The 24,368-nt window shown below is 43.8% G+C and carries 23 protein-coding genes; 11 read left to right on the top strand and 12 right to left on the bottom strand.

From position 1 onward, the window contains the following. Window positions 1–9 precede the first annotated feature (9 nt). The 5 genes from FQ084_RS02025 to FQ084_RS02005 form a co-directional block, all read right to left on the bottom strand. Complete coding sequence (locus FQ084_RS02025) at window positions 10–672, bottom strand: glutathione S-transferase family protein (RefSeq protein ID WP_149488965.1); 663 nt, start codon at window positions 670–672, stop codon at window positions 10–12. 255 nt (window positions 673–927) lie between these two features. Further along, a complete protein-coding gene (locus FQ084_RS02020) occupies window positions 928–1,566 on the bottom strand; it encodes a peroxiredoxin (protein WP_149488964.1) in 639 nt (212 codons plus the stop codon). A 294-nt stretch (window positions 1,567–1,860) separates the two neighbouring features. Next, window positions 1,861–3,126, bottom strand: a complete 1,266-nt coding sequence (locus FQ084_RS02015) for a TerD family protein (protein WP_149488963.1) — start codon at window positions 3,124–3,126, stop codon at window positions 1,861–1,863. A 43-nt stretch (window positions 3,127–3,169) separates the two neighbouring features. Beyond that, entirely contained in the window at window positions 3,170–3,925 is a 756-nt protein-coding gene (locus FQ084_RS02010; protein WP_149488962.1) for a phospholipase D family protein, read from the bottom strand. Window positions 3,926–4,069: 144 nt separating this feature from the next. Beyond that, a complete protein-coding gene (locus FQ084_RS02005) occupies window positions 4,070–5,809 on the bottom strand; it encodes a glutamine--tRNA ligase/YqeY domain fusion protein (protein ID WP_149488961.1) in 1,740 nt (579 codons plus the stop codon). A 272-nt stretch (window positions 5,810–6,081) separates the two neighbouring features. On the opposite strand from FQ084_RS02005, the gene FQ084_RS02000 reads away from it, so the two are divergent. Further along, window positions 6,082–6,597 (top strand): peptidylprolyl isomerase, encoded by a 516-nt coding sequence (locus tag FQ084_RS02000; protein WP_149488960.1) that lies wholly within the window; start codon window positions 6,082–6,084, stop codon window positions 6,595–6,597. Between the two features lie 86 nt (window positions 6,598–6,683). Next, the gene (locus FQ084_RS01995; RefSeq protein WP_149488959.1) at window positions 6,684–7,526 is read left to right on the top strand and encodes a UDP-2,3-diacylglucosamine diphosphatase; all 843 of its coding nucleotides are present in this window, start codon (window positions 6,684–6,686) and stop codon (window positions 7,524–7,526) included. Window positions 7,527–7,620: 94 nt separating this feature from the next. Here FQ084_RS01995 and orn read toward each other — a convergent pair whose 3' ends face one another. Beyond that, window positions 7,621–8,208 carry an oligoribonuclease gene (gene orn / locus FQ084_RS01990; protein WP_149488958.1) on the bottom strand — a complete coding sequence of 196 codons (588 nt, stop codon included), beginning with the start codon at window positions 8,206–8,208 and terminating at the stop codon, window positions 7,621–7,623. 227 nt (window positions 8,209–8,435) lie between these two features. Here orn and rsgA point away from each other — a divergent pair, with 227 nt between their 5' ends. The 4 genes from rsgA (at window position 8,436) to secB (ending at window position 11,361) form a co-directional block, all read left to right on the top strand. Then, the gene (rsgA, locus tag FQ084_RS01985) at window positions 8,436–9,539 is read left to right on the top strand and encodes a ribosome small subunit-dependent GTPase A (protein WP_149488957.1); all 1,104 of its coding nucleotides are present in this window, start codon (window positions 8,436–8,438) and stop codon (window positions 9,537–9,539) included. Between the two features lie 171 nt (window positions 9,540–9,710). Then, window positions 9,711–10,166 carry a rhodanese-like domain-containing protein gene (locus tag FQ084_RS01980; RefSeq protein ID WP_149488956.1) on the top strand — a complete coding sequence of 152 codons (456 nt, stop codon included), beginning with the start codon at window positions 9,711–9,713 and terminating at the stop codon, window positions 10,164–10,166. A gap of 281 nt (window positions 10,167–10,447) precedes the next feature. Then, complete coding sequence (grxC, locus tag FQ084_RS01975; RefSeq protein ID WP_149488955.1) at window positions 10,448–10,711, top strand: glutaredoxin 3; 264 nt, start codon at window positions 10,448–10,450, stop codon at window positions 10,709–10,711. A gap of 197 nt (window positions 10,712–10,908) precedes the next feature. Next, window positions 10,909–11,361 carry a protein-export chaperone SecB gene (secB, locus tag FQ084_RS01970; RefSeq protein WP_149488954.1) on the top strand — a complete coding sequence of 151 codons (453 nt, stop codon included), beginning with the start codon at window positions 10,909–10,911 and terminating at the stop codon, window positions 11,359–11,361. A 221-nt stretch (window positions 11,362–11,582) separates the two neighbouring features. Here secB and adk read toward each other — a convergent pair whose 3' ends face one another. The 6 genes from adk to FQ084_RS01940 form a co-directional block, all read right to left on the bottom strand. After that, a complete protein-coding gene (gene adk, locus FQ084_RS01965; RefSeq protein ID WP_149488953.1) occupies window positions 11,583–12,239 on the bottom strand; it encodes an adenylate kinase in 657 nt (218 codons plus the stop codon). Between the two features lie 219 nt (window positions 12,240–12,458). Continuing rightward, window positions 12,459–13,739, bottom strand: a complete 1,281-nt coding sequence (ccmI, locus tag FQ084_RS01960; RefSeq protein ID WP_149488952.1) for a c-type cytochrome biogenesis protein CcmI — start codon at window positions 13,737–13,739, stop codon at window positions 12,459–12,461. Further along, window positions 13,736–14,278 (bottom strand): cytochrome c-type biogenesis protein, encoded by a 543-nt coding sequence (locus FQ084_RS01955; protein ID WP_262880663.1) that lies wholly within the window; start codon window positions 14,276–14,278, stop codon window positions 13,736–13,738. The genes ccmI and FQ084_RS01955 overlap by 4 nt, the downstream gene beginning before the upstream one ends. 56 nt (window positions 14,279–14,334) lie before the next feature. Continuing rightward, on the bottom strand, window positions 14,335–15,003 hold the full coding sequence (locus tag FQ084_RS01950) for a DsbE family thiol:disulfide interchange protein (protein ID WP_149488951.1): 669 nt from the start codon (window positions 15,001–15,003) through the stop codon (window positions 14,335–14,337). A 1-nt stretch (window position 15,004) separates the two neighbouring features. After that, a complete protein-coding gene (locus FQ084_RS01945; protein WP_149488950.1) occupies window positions 15,005–17,014 on the bottom strand; it encodes a heme lyase CcmF/NrfE family subunit in 2,010 nt (669 codons plus the stop codon). Between the two features lie 240 nt (window positions 17,015–17,254). Then, window positions 17,255–18,589 carry a hypothetical protein gene (locus tag FQ084_RS01940; protein WP_149488949.1) on the bottom strand — a complete coding sequence of 445 codons (1,335 nt, stop codon included), beginning with the start codon at window positions 18,587–18,589 and terminating at the stop codon, window positions 17,255–17,257. A 592-nt stretch (window positions 18,590–19,181) separates the two neighbouring features. On the opposite strand from FQ084_RS01940, the gene mrdA reads away from it, so the two are divergent. The 5 genes from mrdA to FQ084_RS01915 all read left to right on the top strand — a co-directional run bounded on the left by mrdA (window position 19,182) and on the right by FQ084_RS01915 (window position 24,321). After that, complete coding sequence (gene mrdA / locus FQ084_RS01935; RefSeq protein ID WP_149488948.1) at window positions 19,182–21,176, top strand: penicillin-binding protein 2; 1,995 nt, start codon at window positions 19,182–19,184, stop codon at window positions 21,174–21,176. A gap of 53 nt (window positions 21,177–21,229) precedes the next feature. Next, window positions 21,230–21,910: a 16S rRNA (guanine(966)-N(2))-methyltransferase RsmD gene (gene rsmD / locus FQ084_RS01930; RefSeq protein WP_149488947.1), complete on the top strand. Its 681-nt coding sequence runs from the start codon at window positions 21,230–21,232 to the stop codon at window positions 21,908–21,910. 211 nt (window positions 21,911–22,121) lie between these two features. After that, the gene (rplM, locus tag FQ084_RS01925; protein ID WP_149488946.1) at window positions 22,122–22,550 is read left to right on the top strand and encodes a 50S ribosomal protein L13; all 429 of its coding nucleotides are present in this window, start codon (window positions 22,122–22,124) and stop codon (window positions 22,548–22,550) included. A 10-nt stretch (window positions 22,551–22,560) separates the two neighbouring features. Beyond that, window positions 22,561–22,947 (top strand): 30S ribosomal protein S9, encoded by a 387-nt coding sequence (rpsI, locus tag FQ084_RS01920; protein ID WP_149488945.1) that lies wholly within the window; start codon window positions 22,561–22,563, stop codon window positions 22,945–22,947. A 264-nt stretch (window positions 22,948–23,211) separates the two neighbouring features. Beyond that, window positions 23,212–24,321, top strand: coding sequence for a lipid A biosynthesis acyltransferase (locus FQ084_RS01915; protein ID WP_149488944.1), 1,110 nt, complete (start codon window positions 23,212–23,214; stop codon window positions 24,319–24,321). Window positions 24,322–24,368: the final 47 nt, after the last annotated feature.

Below are 24,368 nucleotides of genomic sequence, written 5' to 3'. Positions count from 1 at the left end.
TGCAAGATTTTAATCACTTTCATGAGCAGGTTTGGCTTTTGCCATATTTTTTATGCTAAAACGTTCGTTCATCATTTGATAAAAACGCGCCAGATTTTCGCCTTGCTCATTCGGGTTAACCTTGAGTATTTTGCCAAAATCCAAGCCAAGATACAGCACAATATCTGCAAAACTTAATTGATCGCCCACTAAGTAATCATGACCTTTTAAGGCATTTTCGAAATAGGGCAATGCTTTAACAGCGCGAGCGATAGATGGCGCCACAAACTCTGGCACTTGTTCAACCCGCTGGGCTTTAGAGGGATGACTGTGCTGAAAAGCGAGCATAAAATTATACAGCACTTCAAACTCAGCAATGCGGCGCATAGAACATACTTGCGCACGTTGAACCACATCATTACCCATGACCGAGCGCTCACCATAGACACGGTCTAGATATTCGCACACGGCTTGTGAGTCATTGAGTACCGTACCATCATCTAATGTTAAAACCGGTACGGTTTGCATAGGATTTATTTTGGTAAACTCATCGGACATCTGCTCATTGGCAGCAAAATCAATATCGATCACATCGAGGTCATCCATATCATCCACATCGATGCCTTTTGAAGCCAATAAAATAAGCGCTTTACGCGGATTGGGGGCAGTACGGGTGACGTATAGTTTTTTCATGGCAAACTCCTTGTAAGGTGATCTCAAAAGCGACTCAGCGCTGATATATTTTATTATGATTCTTGTATAATAGCGTATGGATAAGGTTGTCAATGCGCTATATAACAGTTGTAGCTTACGCTACTTATCATAGCAAAACCTTCTCAAGCTTACTGTTTTGATAAGAAGGGAAAAAGTAAAAACTGAAAAATACAAAGCCCTATAACCTTAAGTTATAGAGCTTTTCATTTTTAATCAATTACAACTACCCTTTATTTATTTGTTAGGCGCAGGTGTAGTACGTAAATAAGGCTTAATTTCTGTGTAACCTTTTGGATATTTGGCAGCGATATCTTCGTTTTTAACGCTTGGTGGAATGATTACATCATCACCATCTTTCCAATCTACTGGCGTTGCGATGTTATATTCATCCGCCAATTGAATAGCGTCAATCACGCGAATGATTTCGTCAAAGTTACGACCACAGCTAGCAGGATAAGTCAATGTTAAGCGGATTTTCTTGCTTGGATCAATAATAAAGACGCTACGTACGGTATGCGTGCTGTCTGCATTTGGATGCATCATGTCATACAGCTCAGCGACTTCTTTATTAGGGTCAGCGATGATTGGGAAGTTTAGCTCAGTACCTTGAGTCTCGCCGATATCTTTTGCCCATGCATGGTGGTCATCGATACCATCAACAGAGATACAAATTGGCTTCACACCGCGCTTTTGGAACTCGCCATTTAGCGCAGCAGCACGACCAAGCTCAGTGGTACATACTGGGGTAAAATCTGCTGGATGTGAGAAGAAAACCACCCAGTTATCGCCCGCCCATTCATGGAAATTGATATCACCTTCAGTAGTGGTTGCGTCGAAATTCGGTGCGGTATCGCCTAAACGTAAATGTGCCATGCTTGATTCCTTATTTATGATTGTGATGAGCGCTACTATCGAATGCTACCGACGCGCTCTATTATTATCAACGACATGCTCAGTGGTCAAAATTCCTACCAAGCATATCAGCAAAAAACTCACTTTATCTTAACAAACTGGTTATGAATGTCTTGTGACGGATTGTAATGCAGTTATTCCATTTTGGGTTAAGAAGACTAAATGCGATGATTAATTAAGCAGTTAGATTATATGATGATTACATTAATAATCTACAGCATAGATTAATACATATACTTTAATCAGCAACTTATATTAGCTCAACTTAAACATGGCTGCACCATCAATTTTTAATCCCACCTTATCCCCTTTCCATGTCAATCTTGGTGTCGCTTCGCTGCCACGTTTGCTCGTCTCTCCTGAATGCTGCAAGGTAATACCATCCTCATCGATAATCGCTATACCAATCACATAGGTATAAACAAAACTGCTTTTGGCTTTGGGAGATGCTTTGATATTAAAGACACATTCTATCACCTGATCCTGATATTTCATGCGCATTTTAGGCTGTAGAGAGGCAATAGAAACGGCGCCGTTTGATACCGCAGAATAGACTGAGAATACCAACGCGACTTTGCCACCGTAGTATTTAGCGATATCAGGATTGACCAAAACCGTCTCTTTGCCAGGCTCATTGAGACTGGCAACCTTTATATCACCCTGATGTTGTATATAAGGCATAGTCGTCAAACTGCCAATCTGCTCTGGCGCATGAATATAGCTCATATCCTTACTGTTCTGCGCGAGTATGCCGACGCGCAAATCCAAATCATCATTACTAGCGCTGGCATCGCCATTATCTATCCATATAGCTTCCACCACTAAATGATCGTTGCTACTTTTAGTAAGATCGATTCGATGTTCACTACCCGGTTTATCAAGCGTTACTTTTTTTAGATTAAAAGGCTGAGATGTTGATGGACTATTTGGATTATGGGCAAAATCATTCTTCGCTTGAGTGGCTTTATTCTCTTCTAACTGCTTGTGTGCTGCCTCATCGTCAGCCACTTCACCACCGAAATGAGTGACCAAAGCACTCAAGCCACCATTAAAACCTTGTCCAATAGCATTAATACGCCAAACATCATTTTTACGATAAACTTGTAACAGCATAATGGCGCGCTCATTATCAAATGCACTGCCATCAAACGTATACTTTGCAAGTATCTGCCCTGCTTGCTCCAACATGACATGACTAGTGCCAAGTTCTCGCATGGTCGATTGACCATCAATAGTCGCCGTCAACACCAAATAATCTACGGAATTTGGTAATTTACTGAGATCAATATCAAAGCGCTGCTGACTCGCGGTTGATTGCCAACTGATAGCGCCACAGGGCGTTTTTGGCTGATTATAAAATGTCATATAATCATCGCTTACCAGTTTCTGCTGTCCATCTAGTCCAAAGCATGTCACATCTATCACGGTAGCGTCCGCTGTTAGCTCTTTAATCAAGGTAAACTGCTGCGTAATGCCAACATCAGTAAACTTGGCTTTTTGACCGGCAATCATATTTAACATTATTATTGTCCTAGTGATGACTTATTATCCATTTATACGGTGATTAAACGACCATTCCTGAATCCCACAGACAAAACTCGCCAAATTTACCGCGCTTACTGGTACCACCTGCGGCACGCCCAGCATCTGTTAATAACAGCTCCCCTTCTTGCTCTTGTAAGTAACCCACTGCCAGTAATTTATCATTTAATTCCTGCGTCTTAAAGCCCAGTTCTTTGGCAAGCTTCGCCGTCGTTAGCTTAGAATAATTAGGCGTTGCTGCATTTGCAGGTTTAGCAGAATTAGTTGCAGTGGAGACTTGAGAAGCAATCTCAGAAGTGAGGTTGTTATCAACACTAATATTAGTTTCAACTATTTTTTCAAGTGACATTCTGACTTCGTCACTAATACGAATAATTCGCTGGGCTTCTTCATAAGTATCGGCATAAAGCTTGGCATCTTCATTACGGTAAATCAGCACGCCCATTTCATTATTATTCACCTGACTAAACTCATAAAGATTCAAACTGGTAATAATGCACTCATTTTCGTTCAAGTAGCATTTCGCATGGAGATTTTTACAAAAGCTGGTACGAATAAAAGTCAGATTTTTGAGCCAGTTGATTTCTTCAGGTTGTAAATCATTCTTACCATAAACGATACGAATATCAATTTTTAAGCGATTCCGATCTTCTAACAGCTCTTTAATACGATCATTTAGTTTGAGATAAGGGCTAATAATAATCAGCCTATCAGACGCATTTTTAATCAGTTCTTCTAAATGATAGGTTGTACCGCTACTGTTCAAAAACTTTGCCATGATTGCACCCTTAAACCTTACGATTAAAATTTATAATTATTCACAAAAAAGCCCATCCCTAGCGTACTAGAAATGGGCAAGCTTGCAAACTACTATTGTTCAGTAACATCTTAAATAAACATTAGCGGTGCTAAACTTTATCAATTAAGCAGGTTTATAGCTGTCACGTAGGCTAACAATTTGGTTAAAGACGGGCTTATCACTGCTATGATCTTCACTATCAGAGATAAAGTAACCTTCACGCTCAAACTGGAAGCGCGTACCCGCATCGCTATTAGCAAGTGACGGCTCAACTACCGCTTGCAGCTCAATCAATGAGTTAGGATTTAGTGCTTGATGGACGTCAGCGACGCTACTTGGGTCTTCAGCACTAAATAACTGCTCATACATACGCACGGTGGCGGGTACGCCTTGGCTGGCTGATACCCAATGAATAACGCCCTTAACCTTGCGACCTTCAGGGTTGTTGCCCAGTGTCGCCGAATCAATCGTCGCTTTTAGCTCAACCACATTACCAGCGTCATCTAAGATATGCTCAGTCACTGCCAATACATAAGTATTACGCAGGCGAATCTCATTCTTTTCTGGTGATAAACGCTTATAACCTGCTGGTGGCTCAATCTCATAATCGCCTTGGTCAATATACAAGGTTTCAGTGAAAGGGATTTCACGCTCACCCATATCGACATTAGGATGGTTAGGCTGCGTCAGCCATAAAGTTTGCGACTCATCATCAAAACGCGCAGTAACGCTATCCGCTTTCTCCGTTTCCCAACTGCTGACCGCTTCGGCAAAGTTGGTAATCGTCACTTTTAATGGCTTTAGCACTGCCATACCACGCGCCGTCGTTGTCTCTAACGACTGACGAATACTAAATTCTAATAAGCGAAAATCGACGACACTATCTACTTTGGTCACGCCCACGCGCTCACAGAAGTCACGTAAACCTTCTGGCGTGTAACCACGGCGACGCATGCCAGCAATCGTCGGCATACGCGGATCATCCCAACCGCTGACGATATTTTCATCCACCAGCTGCTTTAATTTGCGCTTACTGGTCATGGTATGGTCGACATTTAGACGAGAGAACTCATACTGATGTGGCGGTACATCAAAGCCAACTTTTTCTACTGCCCAATCATAGAATGGACGATGGTCTTCAAACTCTAGCGTACATAACGAATGCGTGATGCCCTCAATTGCATCAGAAAGAGGATGCGCAAAGTCATACATGGGATAAATACACCATTTATCGCCGGTTTGATGATGGGCTTGATGCATAACACGGTAGATAACAGGGTCGCGCATGTTCATGTTTGGGCTTGCCATATCAATTTTGGCGCGCAAAACGGCTTTACCTTCCGCAAACTTGCCATTTTTCATATCATCAAAAAGTTGCAGATTTTCTTCGACACTGGCATCACGATGTGGTGACGGCGTGCCTGCTTCGTTAAATGAGCCACGGTTTTCTTTAATCTGCTCAGGCGACTGCAAGTCTACATACGCATTGCCCTGCTCAATCAACTGCACTGCCCAAGCATGAAGCTGGTCAAAGTAGCCTGACGCATAGTGTGCCTCTCCTGCCCACTCAAATCCCAGCCATCTCACATCGTTCTTAATGTTATCGATGTAGTCTTGCTTTTCTGCCGTTGGATTGGTGTCATCAAAGCGCAAATTACAAACACCGCCAAACTCTTCAGCCACGCCAAAGTTTAGGCAGATGGATTTAACATGACCTAAATGCAAGTAGCCGTTTGGCTCAGGTGGAAAGCGTGTCACAATTTGTGGATATTTTTGCGCCTTGACATCGTCACGAATGATATTACGAATAAAATCGTTTTTTTGTTCGTCTTTTTGTGCATTGTTGCTTGAGTGCTCACTCATCGGGCATTGCTCCTAACGCAAATTGTCAGTTCACACGGCGTGACATCACGCAGCATGGAAAATTCAAACCAAACCATTAAAACAGGTTATCAAAAATTATAATAAAAAGGTAAAGTTGCGTTATTCTATCAGCTTTTGCAAAGGCATTAACAGCCTGATACATGACACGGGATAAAAAAGCCGTTAGACTAGCCATAACTTTTTAACCACCAACTTTTTAATCACCACTTAACAGCGTCATTTTAGGCGCTGCAATCAAAAAGGAACATCACATGGTAGACATGCCACCAGTAGTAGAATTAGACACCAATATGGGTGCGATCGTTATCGAACTTAATGAAGAAAAAGCGCCAAAAACGGTAGAAAACTTTTTAAACTATGTAAAATCCGGTCATTATGACGGTACGATTTTCCATCGCATCATTGACGGCTTTATGATTCAAGGCGGCGGAATGGACGCTGAGATGAATGAAAAAGCGACCAATGCGCCAGTTGAAAACGAAGCTGATAACGGCTTAAAGAATGACAAAGGTACGATTGCAATGGCGCGTACGCAAGATCCGCATTCAGCAACCAGCCAGTTTTTCATTAACGTTAAAGACAACGATTTCCTAAACCATTCTGGCAAAAACATGCAAGGTTGGGGCTATACGGTATTTGGTAAAGTAACAAGCGGTATGGACGTCATCGAAAAAATGCGCGGCGTACCAACTGGTCGTTTCGGCATGCATGCTGATGTGCCAAAAGAGCCAGTGGTTATCAATTCAGCAACCATCATCACTAAGTAGTCATTCTTCAATAGCCATTACTCAGTAGCGATGAGTCAGTAAAAGTTATGAGTCGTTACTGTTTAAAGTTACGAGGATAAGGATAAATGCAAAGTTTCAACCACCTAATTACCACCCGTCCTCATGAAGTGCGGCAAGTATTGATTAGCGATTTGCATTTATCGCCTGAAGAGCCTGCCTTAGTGCAGGCTTTTTTGGCGCTGCTTGATGATTGCCTTGCTCTGCCGTCGCTCAAGCGCTTGTTTATCTTAGGCGATTGGTTCGAGGTATGGCTAGGTGATGACGTGTACCTATCGTTATCAGAAGATGAGCGCACAACACATTGGCTAACCCCGCTTATTGTAAAATTAAAAAAGCTGCGTATCGAAGGTTGTGAAATTTTGGTTATGCATGGCAACCGTGATTTTTTGTTGGGTCAGCCATTTTGCAACTTATTCGGTGGTGCGCTAATTTATGAGCCGTATACCTTAACTATTGGACAGCAAAATTATCGCTTAGAACACGGCGATGCATTATGCATTGATGATAAGAAATATCAGTTTTTTCGAAAAATTATGCGTAACCGTTTGACCCAATGCTATTTGCTGAATAAATCGCTAGAAAAACGCTTGGCTATCGCCGATAAAATGCGTAAAAAGAGTCAGCAGAATAATGCCAATAAAGCCGCTTACATCATGGATGTCAATGAAAATGCGGTGATGCAAGCAGTGACAAATAGTGATGCTTTAATACACGGGCATACGCATCGTCCAGATATTCATAAAACCATCCACGACAAAATACGCTACGTACTTGGTGATTGGCGATTGCTAGATAGCGACAAACGCCAGCAAAAAGTCAGTGCGGTGATTGGCGCTGTGACAGTAGATGAAAATGCCGGCAACAATAATGCTGGATTTAGACTATTTGAGTTTAATATATTGGTTTAAAGCATATCATGCTAAATAAAAAAGGGTCTGTTCAAATAACAGACCCTTTCTTTGACCATCTAAAGCATTACGAACTTATAGAATACCTTTAACTCTAAGGCATCAATTTAAAAAAGTGCTGACGATAATGTTTCAGCTCACGAATAGAATCGCGAATATCATCTAACGCTAAATGACTACCGCCTTTTTCAAAATTCTTTAAGATATCAGGACGCCAGCGGAAGCACAGCTCTTTAATCGACGACACATCAAGGTTGCGATAGTGGAAAAAGCGCTCTAACTCAGGCATTTGGCGCGCCATAAAGCGGCGATCTTGGCAAATGGAATTGCCGCACATTGGCGACTTACCACTATCAACCCACTTATTCAAAAACTTAATAGTCTCAGCTTCGGCTTCTGCCAATGTCACGGTACTACGGCGCACACGGTCAACCAATCCTGACTGGCCATGCTGCTTAGTATTCCAGTCATCCATTTTATTTAGCACTTGATCTGATACTTTAATGGCAAATACAGGCCCTTCGGCAAGGACGTTTAAATCTTCATCAGTGACGACGGTGGCTATTTCGATAATCTCATCGTTTAAGGTATCAAGTCCGGTCATTTCTAAATCAATCCATACCAGCCCTTTTTTACCTTGGTTCCTGATTTTAATCTTATTGGGATGGTCATCGGTACTCATATCTTGTCCTATGGTCAATAAAGTTTGGAACAACTTTGGAGCAATGTTAACTAAAGAAATTATATAAAATAGTCATGCTCAAATAATATTTTTTGCGCTTTGCTAGCTATAATGTCTAAAGAAATCTAAAACATTACAAAACCACTATCTGCCAGCGTTGCTTTAGGCTGTATGTTAGCAAATTTTCACGCTACACTGAGCAATATTTTTCTAATAGGTCCCAACCCATGGCATTAATCCGGCAACGCAAACTGACTAAGCAGCAGATTCGTCGCATCGACAAACAACAGCTGGACAGTCAAGACAGCATCGATGACAGTTTGATGGATGGCGTGGTCATGGCGCATTATGGCAAGCAGCTAGAAGTGCAAGTGACCAGCTTGCCTGCAGTGATACCTGAGCAGCCGGAGATTGCGCCCGATGATCCTGAGCCGTTTTGGCAGGCGTTGGCGCTAGGCGATATTTGGCGCTGTCATGTGCGCACCAACTTACCGATGTTAGCTGCTGGCGATCAAGTGCGCTGGAGTGCTGATCCTAATACCGGCTTTGGACGTATCGAGTCGGTCAAGCCACGTACCTCTCTAGTCTCGCGTCCTGATCGTTATCATAAGCTCAAACCTGTCGCCGCCAATGTCGATATTTTGGCGATTGTGTTTGCGCCGCTACCTGCCGCTGCGCCGACTCTCATTGATCGCTATTTGGTCGTCTGTCATCATGCTGGCGTTAAGCCATTATTGGTGCTCAATAAAGCCGATTTACTGGCGCAAGAAAACGGCGTAGATACCAATGAGCTACTCGCACAATATGCAGCGCTTGGTTATGAGAGCGTACTGACCTCAGTTGATTGTCCTGAAAATATCGCTGATAGTGATGAGCAAGAAGGACTGGATGAGTTAAAACGCTACATTGATAAAAAGCTGGTTATTTTTGCTGGTCAATCTGGCGTCGGTAAAAGCAGCCTCATTAATGCTCTACTACCCGAATCGGCACAGAGCGTAAATATTATTTCTGAGAACTCGAAGCTCGGTCAGCATACCACCACGACCAGTCGCCTATTACCATTTAATCCAGACGACTTAACCCAAGGTGGTATCGTCGATACCCCTGGTATTCGCGAGTACGGCATTTGGCATTTAACCCCTGATGACATCATCTCAGGTTTCGTTGAGCTTGCACCACTGGCAGGTGATTGCCAATTCCGTGATTGTCGCCATACTCATAACAGCAAAGGCTGCGCGTTATGGCAAGCAGTGGCGGATGGTGAAGTACTACAGCGCCGTGTTGAAAATCTTGTGACGCTAAGAGAAGAAGCGGATACTAAACCCTATTAATCATTGCCTTATTAACCCGTGTTTTATTAATCACTGCCTTATCAAACGTTAATCACTAGGTTGATCATCACACGTTTACTATGGTTAGTCTAATCGGTATAATAGCGCCTTGTTCATATCGTTAGGCTGTCTTCTCAGTTTAGCCGAACACTTATTTTTTGGAGGTATGGTTTGGATCGTGCGCTGGAATTTGTGGGCAACCACCCGTTTTTATTTGGTATATTAGCCGTACTTGCCGTGCTATTTTTTGCTATTGAAAACAAACGTAGTGGCAGAAAAATATCGCCCAATACACTGGGTATGATGGTTAACTCGCAAAATGCGCAGTTGATCGATATTCGTGCCAAAAAGAAATTTGAGACCGGTTATATCCAAGGCAGCCGCAACATACCTTTCACTGAGCTTAAAGACCGCTTAGAAGAAATTCGTGCGATTGAGCAGCCAGTCATTATCATCTGTGATATGGGCGTGCAAGCAGGCGCAGCCATTCAGATGATTGGTAAAGACAGTGTTTATCGCTTAGAGGGCGGTATTGGCGGCTGGCAAGGCGCTGGTATGCCATTGGTTGGGATAAAAGATGCTAAGCCTAAAAACAAAGGCAAAGCTAAGCCAAGTTTGCATAAGTAAGGCAGTAGATTAAGCGTTAGTTCATACAGCGCTGGTAAACATGCAGGGCCAATCTAAAAGACACCTTTTTAATAGGTGTCTTTTTTATGTGGCAGTTATGATACGCTCAGCGCTTTTCAGTCAACATTGCTTGAATTTAGCAGTGCCATCCCCACTTTATAGTGAGCATAATAGAATATAGGCTTGTGATTTACTTGATTGCAGCCTCTATAAGCAACTTTTATAATACGATTCTCTCACCTATAACGATTGCTCTATAAACTTATAAATAAGGATTTATCATGACTGTATCTGTTAAAGTTTACACCACCCCTATCTGCCCATACTGCTCAAACGCCAAGCAATTGCTAAAGAATAAAGGCGTTGACTACGAAGAAATCGGTATGCATGATATGAGTCGCGAAGAGCGCCAAGCATTGATGCAAACAACCAATAACTATCGTACTGTGCCACAGATTTTCATCGGCGATACCTTTGTCGGCGGTTTTGATGAGCTCAATCAAATGAACCAACAAGGCAAACTTGACGAGCTATTGGCGGGTTAATTTGCTATCTTGTTCTACTGCCCGTTTTTATTTATGTGAAGATAGGCAGTAGCAGAGATAAAGCGACTTGCGAAAAATTATCCTGCTGAAAAACATCGAGATGAAATTTCAAAACTCAGTCTCGATTTATATTACAATGATATTTCATGACAATGACCATTTGCCCCATTATTTGATGAACTTTTAAAGGAATTACCATGGCTGAAGAACAAGCACAACCACAATTGGCACTAGAACGTATTTATGTAAAAGATATGTCACTTGAAGTCCCAGGCGCGGGCGTATTCACCAAAGAGTGGAACCCTGAGCTTGATATCAATTTGTCTAGCAACGCAGAAAAATTGGATGACGATCATTACCAAGTGGTACTGACGGTTAGTGTCAATGCTAAAAACGCGGAAGAAGCGGCATTTATCGCCGAAGTTCATCAAGCGGGTATTTTCTTATTGAAAGATATCCCAGAAGACCAAATCGGTCAAATCCTAGGCGCTTACTGCCCGAACGTGTTGTTCCCGTATGCACGTGAAGTCATCAGCGACATCGTCACACGTGGTAGCTTCCCGCAGTTATTGCTTGCGCCAGTCAACTTTGACCAAGCGTACGCGCAAAGCCAACAGCAAGCACAAGTTGATGCGCAAGGTAACGCGTAAGTCTTAACCTGCTAAAGTATGAGCTTATTAATATCTGAAAGCCGTTTACTTATCCGAGTAAGCGGTTTTTTTATGGACGTTATTTAGAGTTTATTTTTAATAACTTGTATTTTTGCTGATGTTGTTCATTATTCTTTACTCATTAAAAAACCCTGCTACGAAAGCAGGGTTTTTAATATAACCGTCAATAAGCACGCTCTATCAGCAGCTCTAAAAAGCTATTAGCCTTTTAGCGCAGATAGAATTTGCTGTTTAACGTCATCAATGCCTTGAGTTCCATCGAATTTGTCATATTTAGGCGCATCGCCGCCTTCTTTGGCTTTATCTTGATAGAAACCAACCAAGGTTGACGTCTGCTCATGATAGGTCGCGAGACGGTCACGAATGGTAGATTCTTTGTCATCTTCACGCTGAATCAATGGCTCACCGGTCACATCGTCAATACCTTCTTGCTTAGGTGGATTGTGGTCAATATGATAAACACGACCCGAACCCGCATGCTGACGACGACCGGATAAACGCTTAACGATTTCGTCATCAGGCACGCTAATTTCAATCACATGGTCAATCGTCACGTTGGCATCTGCAAGCGCTTGGGCTTGTGGAATGGTACGCGGGAAACCATCTAAAATACAGCCATTGACACAATCAGGCTTAGCGATGCGTTCTTGCACGAGGTTAATGATCAGATCATCAGAAACCAAACCACCAGCGTTCATCACGTCTTTGGCTTGTTTGCCAAGCTCGCTGCCTTCTTTGATTGCTGCACGCAGCATATCGCCCGTTGAGATTTGCGGGATATCATACTCTTTAGAGATGAACTGAGCTTGGGTGCCTTTACCGGCGCCTGGTGGACCTAGCAAAATAATACGCATCATTATACGACTCTCCTTAATGGATAGGATTTTGGGACTAATAAAACTTAGGGATTGGTGGGTTGCAGAGCTTACCTTACCTTGTGGCTTTCAAAAGCTCAAGTATTTTTAGTCTGGATGCGGCAAGTTACGATGACTTATCTGTTCATAGGATAAGATTGCGCGCCGTCAGCAGTCTGGCAGCGCACCCTTATTAAACACTTATATTTTGATATTGGCTCATTAAGGAACTTGTTGATTAATAGCCACATTGACCTGATTTTGGTCAGCGCTAATCACAACAGGATTGCCCGATAAATCGCCTGACTCCGCTGTAGCAGTACCACTATGACTGATACGGGCAATGACAGCGAGCTGAACTTTCTCAGCACGAGCCGAGGCAAGCGTACGTTCAGGCATCATAGCATCCAAGTCACTTAGGCTAATATTAGCTTCACCTTGCTTAATCACGCTGATTGGTAGACGCTTAGCGGCAAATGGTGGGCCACCTTTCACGTCACGAATAGCGACAAACAACACATCATCCGCTTTGACCAATGGCAATAGACTGGCGTTAATAGATACAGTCACCTCAATACCTTCAGAAGCTTGTTGCTGCTGCATGGTGACATTAGCACTCAACTCATCAAGGCTCTTCAGTGCTTGGCTATGGTCGCCTGGTTTGGCGGCAATACTATCACGTAAGCGCTTAATCCAGCCTTGAGCTTGCTCAAAGTTATTACCACGTGCCTCGCCCATTGCCATTAGCATTTGAGCGCCTTCATGCTGTGGATTTTTTGCTAATACGTCCTGCAAGACGCGGCGACTATTGGCATCTAACTGCCCTTTATTGGCAAAAAAGCTGATTTGCGCATAGGTGGTGGCAATCTCTTCATTGTCTGGCGACAAACGATAAGCGCGCGATAATGCTTCCAGTGCCGAATCGGTTGCTTCTAATGATAAAAATAATTCAGACAGACGCATCCAGCGGTCAGGGTCATCAGCATGACGATAGACGTTCGTCTGCATGGCACTAATCAGTTGCGTGCCGTCTTCAATCGCCCAAGCGGGTGGCTGATCAATTTTACCTGTTAACAAGTCGTCCGCTACTTGTGCAACTTTATCTTCCGCTGCCCACAGCTCAAATACAGGCGTCCGGTCGCTGATTAAAAAGTATGCTAGCCCCGCTAATACCGGCACCCATATCATGATAATCAAACGGCTTTTGATACCGGGCGCGACCATTGGCGTTACGTTACGCTGCGCATCCAATAACTGGCGCTCAAGCTCCAGCTTTTGATTCTGGTAATGTACTTCATCGATAGTGCCAGTGTCTTTATCGGTTTGCAGCTCTGCTAGACGCTCACGAAATACCGCAATATTGATATCGAGCAGCTGATTGTCTACCGGTTTTTCTCCTAAGCGTGACGCTCGTAACCATGGCATGATAACGATGACCGCCAGTAACAGTGCAATCAGTAAGCTTAGGGCAATAAATAAGCCAAAAGTAGAAAATAGGGTCATTTTTTGTCCTCTGTACTGGTAATATCATGCTCGTTATTATCATTTTTATTGCTAAGCGATAATAGACGATCAAGTTCCGCTTTTTCTGCAGCAGATAACGCCGCAACGCTATCTATAATGACGCCGCTTTGACCACTGGCTACACGCTGGCTGCGTTTACTTTGCCAAAACCAACCAATAACCAATACAATCAATAATAATGGCGGAAAAAACCAGAGTATCCATGTCGAAGGACGTACTGGCGGCTTATAAGTAATAAAGTCGCCATAACGCTCTTGCATATAAGCCCGTATCTCGGTATCACTACGGCCTTCTTTAATCAGATCATAGGTTTTTTGTTTTAAATCTTGCGCAATAGGCGCATCAGAGCCCGCGAGATTTTGGTTTTGACATTTCGGGCAGCGCAGCTCTTCAATAAGACCACGATACTGTGCTTCTTGTTGTACTGAGTCGAAGTCATAAACTTCAATCGCTGCATGCGCACTAAGACTCATGGTAAAACTGAGCAGACAAGCCATCAGTAAGCCTACTAACGTCATCACGAGATTTTTTATTTGCATAGCTTTTGGGTGCATTGTTTTTAAGTAGAGAGCGGTCATTTGCACATCTCCTTAACCTGAGTAGGATCCGGACTGATATTTTTCTTATCGGCTTCATTGAGCAGCATCAAGCAAGGGGTGATACGGCTTTGCCAATTGCTCTCATTAACCTCACCAACAATGTGCTGACGAATAATACCTTTGCCATCAACCACAAAGGTTTCAGGAGCACCTGTCAAACCTAAATCTAGCGCGAACTGACCGGACAAATCCTGAATAGACATCGAGAAAGGATCGCCGCCGCGGTTCAAATATCCTAGGGCATCACCAATATCATCTTTATAGTTCACCCCAACCAGATTGACGCCGCGTTCCTCTAATTGCATCAAAAAAGGATGCTCAATGATACAAGTAGGACACCAAGAACCCCAAATATTCATCAAAAACGGCTGATCCGGCAGATTGTCATTGGTCATAATGCGACTGGTATCTGACAATAATGGCAACTCAAACTTAGGCACCGGACGCTCAAGCGCAGTATTGGTCACGATATCCGTTGGCTGACCCAAACGCAGGTACAGCATAATCATAAAACCGGCAAAAACAATCAAAGGAATCAAAAACCATATCTTCATTTGGCTTTTTTTCATCGTTTTGGTGGCTTTGTTATTAGCAGCACTTTTATTTTCAGGCGCTTTCTGGGAAGAATTATCTGATTGACTCATTTTATTTCTCCCCCATTTCAGCTTCAGTGATAAAACCTGCTTTATTTGCCACAATTTGAGCCGATGTCTTCATCTTTTTAATACGATAGCGGCTATCGAGCATACTTAGCAGGCCGCCTAATGCCATGATAATCGCGCCAAGCCATATCCAGCGAATCAAAGGCTTAACATAAATACGTACCGCCCACTTGTTACTGTCTTCAGCGATAGGTTCGCCCAATGCTACATAGACATCGCGCATGAGGCTGGCATCAATTGCCGCCTCGGTCATTGGCATCATACTAATCACATAAGTACGTTTTTCAGGATACAAGGTCGTCACTTTGCGACCGTCTTTGGTCACCTCAACCTGTGCTTGCATGCCGTCAAAGTTGCTGCCTCTCACTTCATGAAAGTCTTTGACTTCAAAGTCGTAGCCTTGCACATGAACGGTATCATTTTCGCCCAGTGCCACATCCCGCTCAATACTCAAGGTACTGGTAAAGGCAACACCGATGACGGCTATGATGACACCGATATGAGCGGTCTGTTGACCCCAATAACTCAAACGTAACTGACCTAGACCCTTAAAGAAACTTGGTGCATTTTTGGTTTTGTCTTTGAAGTCAACGACCATCCAAAACAACACCCAAATACTCACGGCTAGCGTCACGCCAATATTAAGCATGTCGGAAGGACTGACAAAATAAGCAATAATCGCCGCCAACACCAGACTGCTGACCGCAATGACCATGCCAGTGCCCAATAGCGGACGACTGTCTTTCTTCCAGCGGATATTAGAACCCATACCCATCGCGACCAACAACAACCACGTTAATGGCACAAATAGCGCATTGAAATACGGAGGACCTACAGAGACCTGACCCAAATTGAAGGCATCAGCGATAATAGGATAAAGCGTACCAAGCAGTACGACTAGGGTTGAAATTAGGATAATAACGTTATTAATCACTAAAAATGATTCACGTGATATCAGTTGATACTGACTCTCAACCGTCAATCGCCAACCACGGATGGCAAACATCAACAATCCACCACCAACGATAATGCCCAAAATCACTAAAATGACAAAACCACGTGTTGGGTCGGCAGCAAACGAATGCACCGAGGTGATGACGCCTGAGCGTACGAGGAAAGTACCTAAGAGGCTTAAGGCAAAAGCAAAGATGGCCAGCATAATGGTCCATGCTTTAAAGACGCCGCGCTTCTCGGTCACTGCCAACGAATGCAGCAATGCCAAACCGGCAAGCCAAGGCATTAATGAAGCGTTTTCTACCGGATCCCAGAACCACCATCCGCCCCAGCCAAGCTCGTAATACGCCCACCATGAACCTAGCGCGATACCAATCGTTAAAAAGCCCCAAGCAGCCAACGCCCATGGACGCGACCAACGGGTCCAAACTGCATCCAAGCGCCCTTCCCATAATGCTGCCATACAAAAAGCAAACGGCACGACCATGCCCACATAGCCCATATACAACATCGGCGGGTGAATAATCAAACCAAAATCTTGTAGCACAGGGTTTAAATCCGCGCCATCGACGGGTAAGTTTGGCAAAGTGCGATCAAACGGTGATGAGGTAAAGATTAACATCGCCAGCATCATCATCTGTACGCCAGCCAGTATCACCAGTACGCGTGCGCGCATCGACAATGGCAAACCACGGCTAAAGTATGACACTAGCGCACACCAAGTTGCCATGATGGTCATCCAAAGCAATAGCGAGCCTTCATGCCCGCCCCAAGTCGCGGAAAGCTTATAATACCAAGGTAACAAGGTATTAGAATGCTGAGTGACGTAGACCAAGCTAAAGTCATTAAAATAAAAGCCTGCCATCAATGCGCCAAATGAGACAATCATGGCGGCAAACTGCGCCCATGCTAAGCTTGGTGCGAGACGCTGCCAAGCAACATGGTTACTCATGACGCCAATAGTTGGTAATACCACCTGCAAAATCGCCAATACAAAAGCGGCCAGCAAGGCAAAATAACCCAATTCTGTGATTAACATACGGTCTAACCTTGTTTACCTTAATACGGTCATTGTTTATTTTAGGGACTGGTGTTTCAGGATATTCGAGAGTATCCAGTATTCTTTACTGCGGGTATTTTCTATTGCCATTATTATCTGCTTAACCTCATCAACCATTGCAGCTTAGGACGTTTACAGCATGGTACATTAGCGTCAACTTGTCACGTTCCTGTATCCTGTCTGTATGCGATGTGTGTAAAGAACATAAAAAGCTTCCTATCACTGCATCGCAGGGAAAAACACCAAGACCAGATGTAACCAACCTGCTAAAAACCCCGTCAAGCCGCCTAGTACAATGAGGGTCATCTCGTCTTCACGGAAAGCGGGACGTAATAGGTTTTGAAACTCATCGGGTGAGAGCGCGCGAATACGGTCGCGAAACAACCCAAATATTTTACTGGCTCGGCTTTCATTGAGCTCAGGGTCACGCAGGGGCACCATGGTAGCGACGATTGATTTGTCAATGATGGTATTTTTTAATTGCCCAAACTCGCGGCGACCCAGTCCCACTTTCAATGTTGTGCTAATCACTGGCGATTCTAACACCTTATACAGGTGTGATTTCATCAGCTCGCGCGTCTCAGCGGCGCGGTCCCCATACATCATCTCATTCATGATATTTTCTAAAGTCACCAAATCTTTGACCACAATCTCAGCAAAAACCTCAGAAACCTCCTCTTGGCGCTTCATAAAGCCCCCTTGAAAGCGGTACTGAGCGATGTGCGGCAGTTGTAACGTAATAAACGGAAAGCGACTTTGTAGCGCAAAAAACTTCACATACGGAATATAATGCGGCTCTACGGGATTAAATACCATCCAAATCGCAATCCAGTTGGTGAGGAAACCCCAAATGGCAGCAAAAAACGGTACCGTCCAATGCTGCGGCACCACCAAAAATATAAACATTTGGATGATACCGAATATCAAACCGATCAAGGCACTGATATGCCAAATAAAATTAATCTCTTTTTGCCCAACTTTTAAGAACATATTGACCATCAAACGACGGTCGCTTTCCATCTTATTAACAATCATCTTACGCATATCGACCAAATCTTCGACGTGATAGGTCAAATCTGTCACCAAAGATTGCATAATATTGGGCAATTCTTGGTGTGCTTGGGCGTACACACGGCGCTTTAATGCGTAAGGGAGATTTCCCCACAGCGCTGGCGAATGGTCAAGCATAATCTCATCAATCAAGACTTCAAGGTTTTCATCGACCGCATTGGTGATGAATACGGCCATCTGATCTGGTTCCATGGCCTGAAAAAACTCATCGAGCGAACCCAGCTTTGAGAGTGTCTGATCAACGATGACGCCAGATATCTTGCCTGCCTTGCGCGGCACGATACCTTGCCAACCTAACCCTGGCAAGCCAAAAAACGGGAAGTTTGGAATCCGAACCCCCCAAAACTTAACCGGATAAAATAGCATCTTGAGTGCCATCCACACATGTATCCAAGTGACAAATGCGGTCACCGGTGGAATGGTCAGCATAGCAAGAAACTCAGGGTGTTCTGCTATCGCCTGCCACAATGAATTTGCATCCATGACTCTAATTATCCTTGAGGTAATGATTGTCGTTGTTAACCAAATATCCTTAGCAGATTAAGAACGCTTAACAAAAACTAGCCGCTCTATCCCCAGTAACCACTTAACTCATAAACAACCCATTAAATAGCTAAAATAAATCGCCTGATTTTAGCATACTTGCTATTCATTAGCACATATCAACCCTAGGCAAGTTGTGACTAGCGATGACACGTTTTACCCGCCCCTCTCAATCCTAAAACCTTTACTATCGTCTACCAGCATTAACCATCAGAATATCGATAACTACAGCGTTAACAATCACAATCATACTCCCATCAAATAAACGACGGCATACTGCGCCAGCGCATTTGTTCTGTTATAATTTATGGTTGAGTGGCGCAGATTGTTAACAGCCGAATGCAGACAAATGAATTGACGGCTTATGGATAAAATGTCCCGCTATGTTATTGAAAGACTTTGCCTTATCCTTTATGCTCACCTCGCTTTGAATGAGCGCATCGCGCTATCTATCTTTCACAGACTCTTACTGATTTATTGACCATCGATTTATCAACGACCGCTTCACTGACCGTCCGGGTACTGACTTTATATGAAAAAACCGCTCACTCCCGATACCGAACAGGTTAATCGTATTTTTACCAGCCGCGTTATTATCCTTGGGCTGTGTATGTTTGTGGGTTTAATGGGTTTGATTGCGCGTTATGGTTATTTACAAGTGTATGCCCACGATAAGTACACCACCCAAGCCGACAACAATCGCATTAAACTGATATCGGCGCCGCCCAGTCGCGGTTATATTTACGACCGCAACGGCGTTATACTCGCTGACAATCAGCCCGTATTTACTGCTATGCTAAGTCCCGATGAAGTTGAAGACCCAGAGCGCACCTTAAAATTACTGGCGCCTATCTTTGATTTGACGGATGAAAATATCACCGATATTTTGGCACGATTAAGCAAAACCAAAAATGATCCCGTGACCATCAAAATTGATTTAACCGAGGCGCAATTGGCGCAGTTTAGTGAACGTCAGCCTTTTTTTCGTGGTGTCAGTATTCAGAGTAAGCTCACACGCTCTTATCCTTATGATGAGCTGTTTGCGCACGTGATTGGTTATGTCGGACGTATTAACGATAAAGAGTCCAAGCAAATAAATAAAGATCGCTATGCGGGCACCGACCTTATTGGCAAGATTGGCATTGAGGATTTTTATGAAGATATCTTGCTCGGACAGCCAGGTTATCAGTCAGTAGAAACCGATGCCCATGGCAATATTCTTCGTCAACTTGACACCAAAGCGCCAATCGCTGGTAATGACATCACCTTAAGCTTAGATTATGGCTTACAGGTCGTGGCTCAGCAGCAGCTTGATGGTCGCCGCGGAGCAATCGTCGCCATCGACCCAAAGAATGGCGATGTGTTGGCGTTCGTCAGTAACCCAAGCTACGATCCCAATCCCTTTATCTCTGGTATTTCCTTTAGAGATTATGGTGACCTGCGTGAGGACCTTGATCAGCCGCTTTATAATCGTGCGCTACAAGGTACCTATCCGCCCGGCTCAACCATTAAACCTTTTGAAGGTTTAGGTGGTATTCATTACGGTTTACGTGATTGGGAAACGACCATTTACGACCCCGGTTACTTTAGCCTGCCTGGCGATTCACACCGTTTTCGCGATTGGAAAAAGGGTGGTCACGGCTCGGTGGATTTGAAGAAATCTATCGTGATGTCGGTCGATACTTATTATTATAAATTGGCTTATGAGATGGGTATTCAGCGCTTGCATGACTGGATGGTGCGCTTTGGTTTTGGTGAACAAACGGGTATTGACTTACCCAATGAAAAACCTGGGGTTATGCCATCACCTAAATGGAAAAAAGACACCTATGATAAGGGTTGGCTACCGGGTGAAACCATCTCTGTCAGTATCGGACAAGGGTATTTCTTAGCCACGCCTCTGCAAATTGCTAATGCCACAGCCATGACTGCCAACAAGGGTTATCACATCACCCCGCATTTATTAAAAAGTAGCGATGGGGCGGCTGCAGTCGACGTCATCACCAAACCGGATGGCAAAATCGAATATAACGGTAAACCTTCTGATTGGACGCGTATGCACGATGCGATGGAGGAAACCGTTAAGGCGGGTACAGGACGTGGCATTTATACACCGCGCTATCGTATTGCTGGTAAGACGGGTACGGCACAGGTAAAATCGATTGCCCAAGGTAAAAGCTATAATAAATCTGCGCTGGATAAGCGCCACTGGGATCATGCTTGGTTCAATGGTTTTGCACCCGTAGAGAACCCCGAGATTGCCCTAGCGGTATTGGTCGAAAATGGCGGCGGCGGTAGTGTTGTTGCGGCTCCTATCGGCCGAGCCTTATTTGACTATTGGATGTTACAGCGTAAAACTGACCCTATTTTACCGCCGACTGCCGATCAACTGAAAATTATTAAACGCCAAAAAGCATTTGATAAAGCAATGCGTGACGCCGTACGTGATAAAGAACAAGCCCTAGCAGAGCAGGCAGAAGCGCAAGCAAAAAGCGCTGAAACAACGACCGCTGCTAGCTCTGAGTAATACCAAAGTCAATCAATAAAAACAGTTCATAAGAGGCTTAATAAAAAGACGCTATGAAAAAAACATCCAGTGCGCGACAGCCTAAAAAAACGCTTAAAGCAAAAACAAAAAACAGTGCTGTCGGTGATGTGCGTATTATTGGTGGACAATTTAAGCGCCGTAGCGTCAGCTTTATCGATGCCGAAGGTTTGCGCCCGACCCCAGACCGCCTGCGTGAGACCTTATTTAATTGGTTAATTGCGGATATTCATGACGCCCAAGTGCTTGATAGCTGTGCTGGTAGCGGTGTTTTAGGGTTTGAAGCCCTATCACGCGGTGCGGCGCACACCACCTTTATCGAAATAAATCCTGCACAAAGTAACATGCTGCAGCAAAGCGCCGAGCAATTACGCTTAAACACCACAACTTATCAAATCATCCAAGGGACAGCGGAGCAAGTACTGACAAAAAACTCAACCCTTCCTCGTCATTTTGATATCGTTTTTATCGATCCGCCTTACGCTCAAGATTTATGGCAGCCGATTTTAACAGCGCTCATTACTCAGTCGTTAATCACGACAGAAACACTTATCTATCTAGAAGCTGATAAAGATTTAACCGCTCAATTAGACCAATTAGCGCAAAACCTTACGGCCACAACAGAGACAACGCAAGGGATAATAGATTTTGAGTGCTTAAAGCAAACTAAAGTTGGACAAGTTGTCGCTGGACTTTATCGGCTATCACCGTCATAATTGTCAGGTTAATAAAAGCCATTAACAAATTTTACCAATGTTTAAAACCGCTAAAAAACTGGCCAACGCTGCAGTTTAATGTATATAAGGCGAAAATAAACCCCAATGCAGCTTGCAAGCGTAGGCGCTACTGCTTATAATGTGCAGTCTGTTTTTTGAGAGCCCCGTTCCCAGCTAAACTCTCAACGAATTCTAATTTTAAGGTTTTATCATGAAAACACTTAGTGCAAAACCAGCTGAAGTGACCCATGACTGGTATGTCGTAGATGCTGACGGCAAAACCCTTGGTCGCTTAGCTACTCAAATCGCTAGTCGCTTACGTGGCAAGCATAAGACTTCTTATACTCCACACGTAGACACTGGTGATTTTATCGTTGTTATCAACGCAGAAAAAATCGCGGTAACGGGTAAAAAAGCGCAAGATAAAAAGTACTATCGTCACAGTGGTTACCCAGGCGGTATTAAAGAAACCAACTTCACTAAGCTGATTGCACATAAGCCTGAAGATGTTCTACACAAAGCGGTTAAGGGTATGCTTCCTAAAGGTCCTCTTGGCTACGCGATGATCAAGAAGCTAAAACTTTATGCGGGCACCGAACATCCACATGAAGCTCAGCAACCTAAAGAACTAGACATCTAAGGATACACTTATGGAACGCAATTACGGAACTGGTCGCCGCAAGACTTCTACTGCTCGTGTCTTTTTAGCGAAAGGTACTGGTAGCATTGTTGTTAACGGTAAACCACTTGATGAGTATTTCAGCCGCGAAACGTCGCGTATGGTTGTTCGTCAGCCTTTAGAACTACTTGACTCACCTACTGCTTATGACCTTTACATCACTGTAAAAGGTGGCGGTATTAGTGGTCAAGCTGGCGCAATCCGTCACGGCATCACGCGTGCATTGATTGAGCTTGACGAAACCAACAAACCTGCTCTAAAAGCAGCTGGTTTTGTTACTCGTGACTCACGTCAAGTTGAACGTAAGAAATTGGGTCTACGTAAAGCACGTAAACGTCCACAATTCTCAAAACGTTAATCAAAGCTATCTCTTATATTTTGGCGACTGTTGTCTTTATCTCAGAGCAACAGCTGTAGCATTAAATATAAGAATAGATTTGCAAAACCTTATAAGCTGGTCACAGCTTGTAAGGTTTTTTTATGGCTGTTTTTTAGTGATGATTTTTAACCAGGGTATTTTAGCGATGGGTTTGAGGTGTGCCAGTTTTTGTGCATAAATCACCTTGCAAAGCCACGCTCACTCCCCCATCATAATCATAACTTTTATTACCTTGTCCTCATTATGAAAGCCCCAGAACAATACGACCCTAGTAAGCCATCGAAAACCGATATGCCAGCACCGACGGCAGGCCAGCATAATAATAAACATAACAAGATGGCTAAGTCACCAGCTATCCCTGTCGGCACGCCAACAATTACGCAAACACACAAGCAAACGGTGCAAGCAGATAAAAAGCCCTTTCAGTGGCAGTTTTTGTTGCCTAAATATTGGGGTATCTGGCTATTATTAGCGATTTTTCTGCCCATGATATATTTGCCGTTACGTTGGCAGTTTTGGTTGGGTCGTAAACTGGGTATTTTAATCTATAAAGTAGCAGGTTCACGCCGGCGTGATACGTTGATTAATCTAAGATTGGCTTTCCCAGAGAAACCTGAAGCCGAGCGTGAGCTCATGGCAAAGCAAGTTTTTGTGAATCAAGGTATTGGTGTGTTCGAAACCTTATGCGCTTGGTTTCGTCCCAATATTTTTACACGTACCGTTTCAATCTCGGGCTTACAACATTTAGTCACGGCAAAAAACGAAGGTCGTCCTGTGATTTTGTTAGGTGCTCACTATACGATGCTTGATTTGGGTGGCTTATTTTGTGCGCAATTTTTTGCCTTAGACTGTATGTATCGCACGCAGAATAACCCCTTACTTGACTGGTTTATTTATAATGGTCGCACCAATATATTCGGAACACAGATTTCTAGCCGAGACATGCGTAGTTTGGTCAATTCTATCAAAGCCGGACATGTTGTCTGGTATTCCCCTGACCAAGATTATGGTCTCAAGCAAGGCGTGATGGCACCATTCTTTGGCGTACCTGCAGCCACCATAACGGCTTCACGGCGCATGGCAAAATTAGGCGACAAACAGCATCCACCCGCATTAATGGCGTTGCATACCTATCGACAAACGCCCGATAACCTACCAAAAGGCAAACGTCCGCATTATCATTTAACGATTACGCCAGAGCTTGATAACTATCCCAGTGATGACGAGGTTGCTGATGCAACGCGCGTTAATGAAGTACTAGAAGGATTGATTCGTATTGATCCAACCCAGTGGATGTGGTTCCATCGTCGCTTTAAAAACGGCCCTGATGGTCGCACTGATATCTATCGGTAGCTTTTTTTCGCAATAAAATCGTGGCGAAATTTGCTATACTTTGCAGC

Origin of the sequence: Psychrobacter sp. ANT_WB68 (assembly GCF_008369115.1) — a bacterium.
Lineage (GTDB): Bacteria > Pseudomonadota > Gammaproteobacteria > Pseudomonadales > Moraxellaceae > Psychrobacter.
This window is presented reverse-complemented; position numbering and strand designations above follow the sequence as displayed.

What these genes read in the sequence shown, in the direction of transcription:
- FQ084_RS02025 (WP_149488965.1), bottom strand. Translation starts at nt 672, where the DNA reads ATGAAAAAACTATACGTCACCCGTACTGCCCCCAATCCGCGTAAAGCG.
- FQ084_RS02020 (WP_149488964.1), bottom strand. Translation starts at nt 1,566, where the DNA reads ATGGCACATTTACGTTTAGGCGATACCGCACCGAATTTCGACGCAACC.
- FQ084_RS02015 (WP_149488963.1), bottom strand. Translation starts at nt 3,126, where the DNA reads ATGTTAAATATGATTGCCGGTCAAAAAGCCAAGTTTACTGATGTTGGC.
- FQ084_RS02010 (WP_149488962.1), bottom strand. Translation starts at nt 3,925, where the DNA reads ATGGCAAAGTTTTTGAACAGTAGCGGTACAACCTATCATTTAGAAGAA.
- FQ084_RS02005 (WP_149488961.1), bottom strand. Translation starts at nt 5,809, where the DNA reads ATGAGTGAGCACTCAAGCAACAATGCACAAAAAGACGAACAAAAAAAC.
- FQ084_RS02000 (WP_149488960.1), top strand. Translation starts at nt 6,082, where the DNA reads ATGGTAGACATGCCACCAGTAGTAGAATTAGACACCAATATGGGTGCG.
- FQ084_RS01995 (WP_149488959.1), top strand. Translation starts at nt 6,684, where the DNA reads ATGCAAAGTTTCAACCACCTAATTACCACCCGTCCTCATGAAGTGCGG.
- orn (WP_149488958.1), bottom strand. Translation starts at nt 8,208, where the DNA reads ATGAGTACCGATGACCATCCCAATAAGATTAAAATCAGGAACCAAGGT.
- rsgA (WP_149488957.1), top strand. Translation starts at nt 8,436, where the DNA reads ATGGCATTAATCCGGCAACGCAAACTGACTAAGCAGCAGATTCGTCGC.
- grxC (WP_149488955.1), top strand. Translation starts at nt 10,448, where the DNA reads ATGACTGTATCTGTTAAAGTTTACACCACCCCTATCTGCCCATACTGC.
- secB (WP_149488954.1), top strand. Translation starts at nt 10,909, where the DNA reads ATGGCTGAAGAACAAGCACAACCACAATTGGCACTAGAACGTATTTAT.
- adk (WP_149488953.1), bottom strand. Translation starts at nt 12,239, where the DNA reads ATGATGCGTATTATTTTGCTAGGTCCACCAGGCGCCGGTAAAGGCACC.
- ccmI (WP_149488952.1), bottom strand. Translation starts at nt 13,739, where the DNA reads ATGACCCTATTTTCTACTTTTGGCTTATTTATTGCCCTAAGCTTACTG.
- FQ084_RS01955 (WP_262880663.1), bottom strand. Translation starts at nt 14,278, where the DNA reads ATGACGTTAGTAGGCTTACTGATGGCTTGTCTGCTCAGTTTTACCATG.
- FQ084_RS01950 (WP_149488951.1), bottom strand. Translation starts at nt 15,003, where the DNA reads ATGAGTCAATCAGATAATTCTTCCCAGAAAGCGCCTGAAAATAAAAGT.
- FQ084_RS01945 (WP_149488950.1), bottom strand. Translation starts at nt 17,014, where the DNA reads ATGTTAATCACAGAATTGGGTTATTTTGCCTTGCTGGCCGCTTTTGTA.
- FQ084_RS01940 (WP_149488949.1), bottom strand. Translation starts at nt 18,589, where the DNA reads ATGGATGCAAATTCATTGTGGCAGGCGATAGCAGAACACCCTGAGTTT.
- mrdA (WP_149488948.1), top strand. Translation starts at nt 19,182, where the DNA reads ATGAAAAAACCGCTCACTCCCGATACCGAACAGGTTAATCGTATTTTT.
- rsmD (WP_149488947.1), top strand. Translation starts at nt 21,230, where the DNA reads ATGAAAAAAACATCCAGTGCGCGACAGCCTAAAAAAACGCTTAAAGCA.
- rplM (WP_149488946.1), top strand. Translation starts at nt 22,122, where the DNA reads ATGAAAACACTTAGTGCAAAACCAGCTGAAGTGACCCATGACTGGTAT.
- rpsI (WP_149488945.1), top strand. Translation starts at nt 22,561, where the DNA reads ATGGAACGCAATTACGGAACTGGTCGCCGCAAGACTTCTACTGCTCGT.
- FQ084_RS01915 (WP_149488944.1), top strand. Translation starts at nt 23,212, where the DNA reads ATGAAAGCCCCAGAACAATACGACCCTAGTAAGCCATCGAAAACCGAT.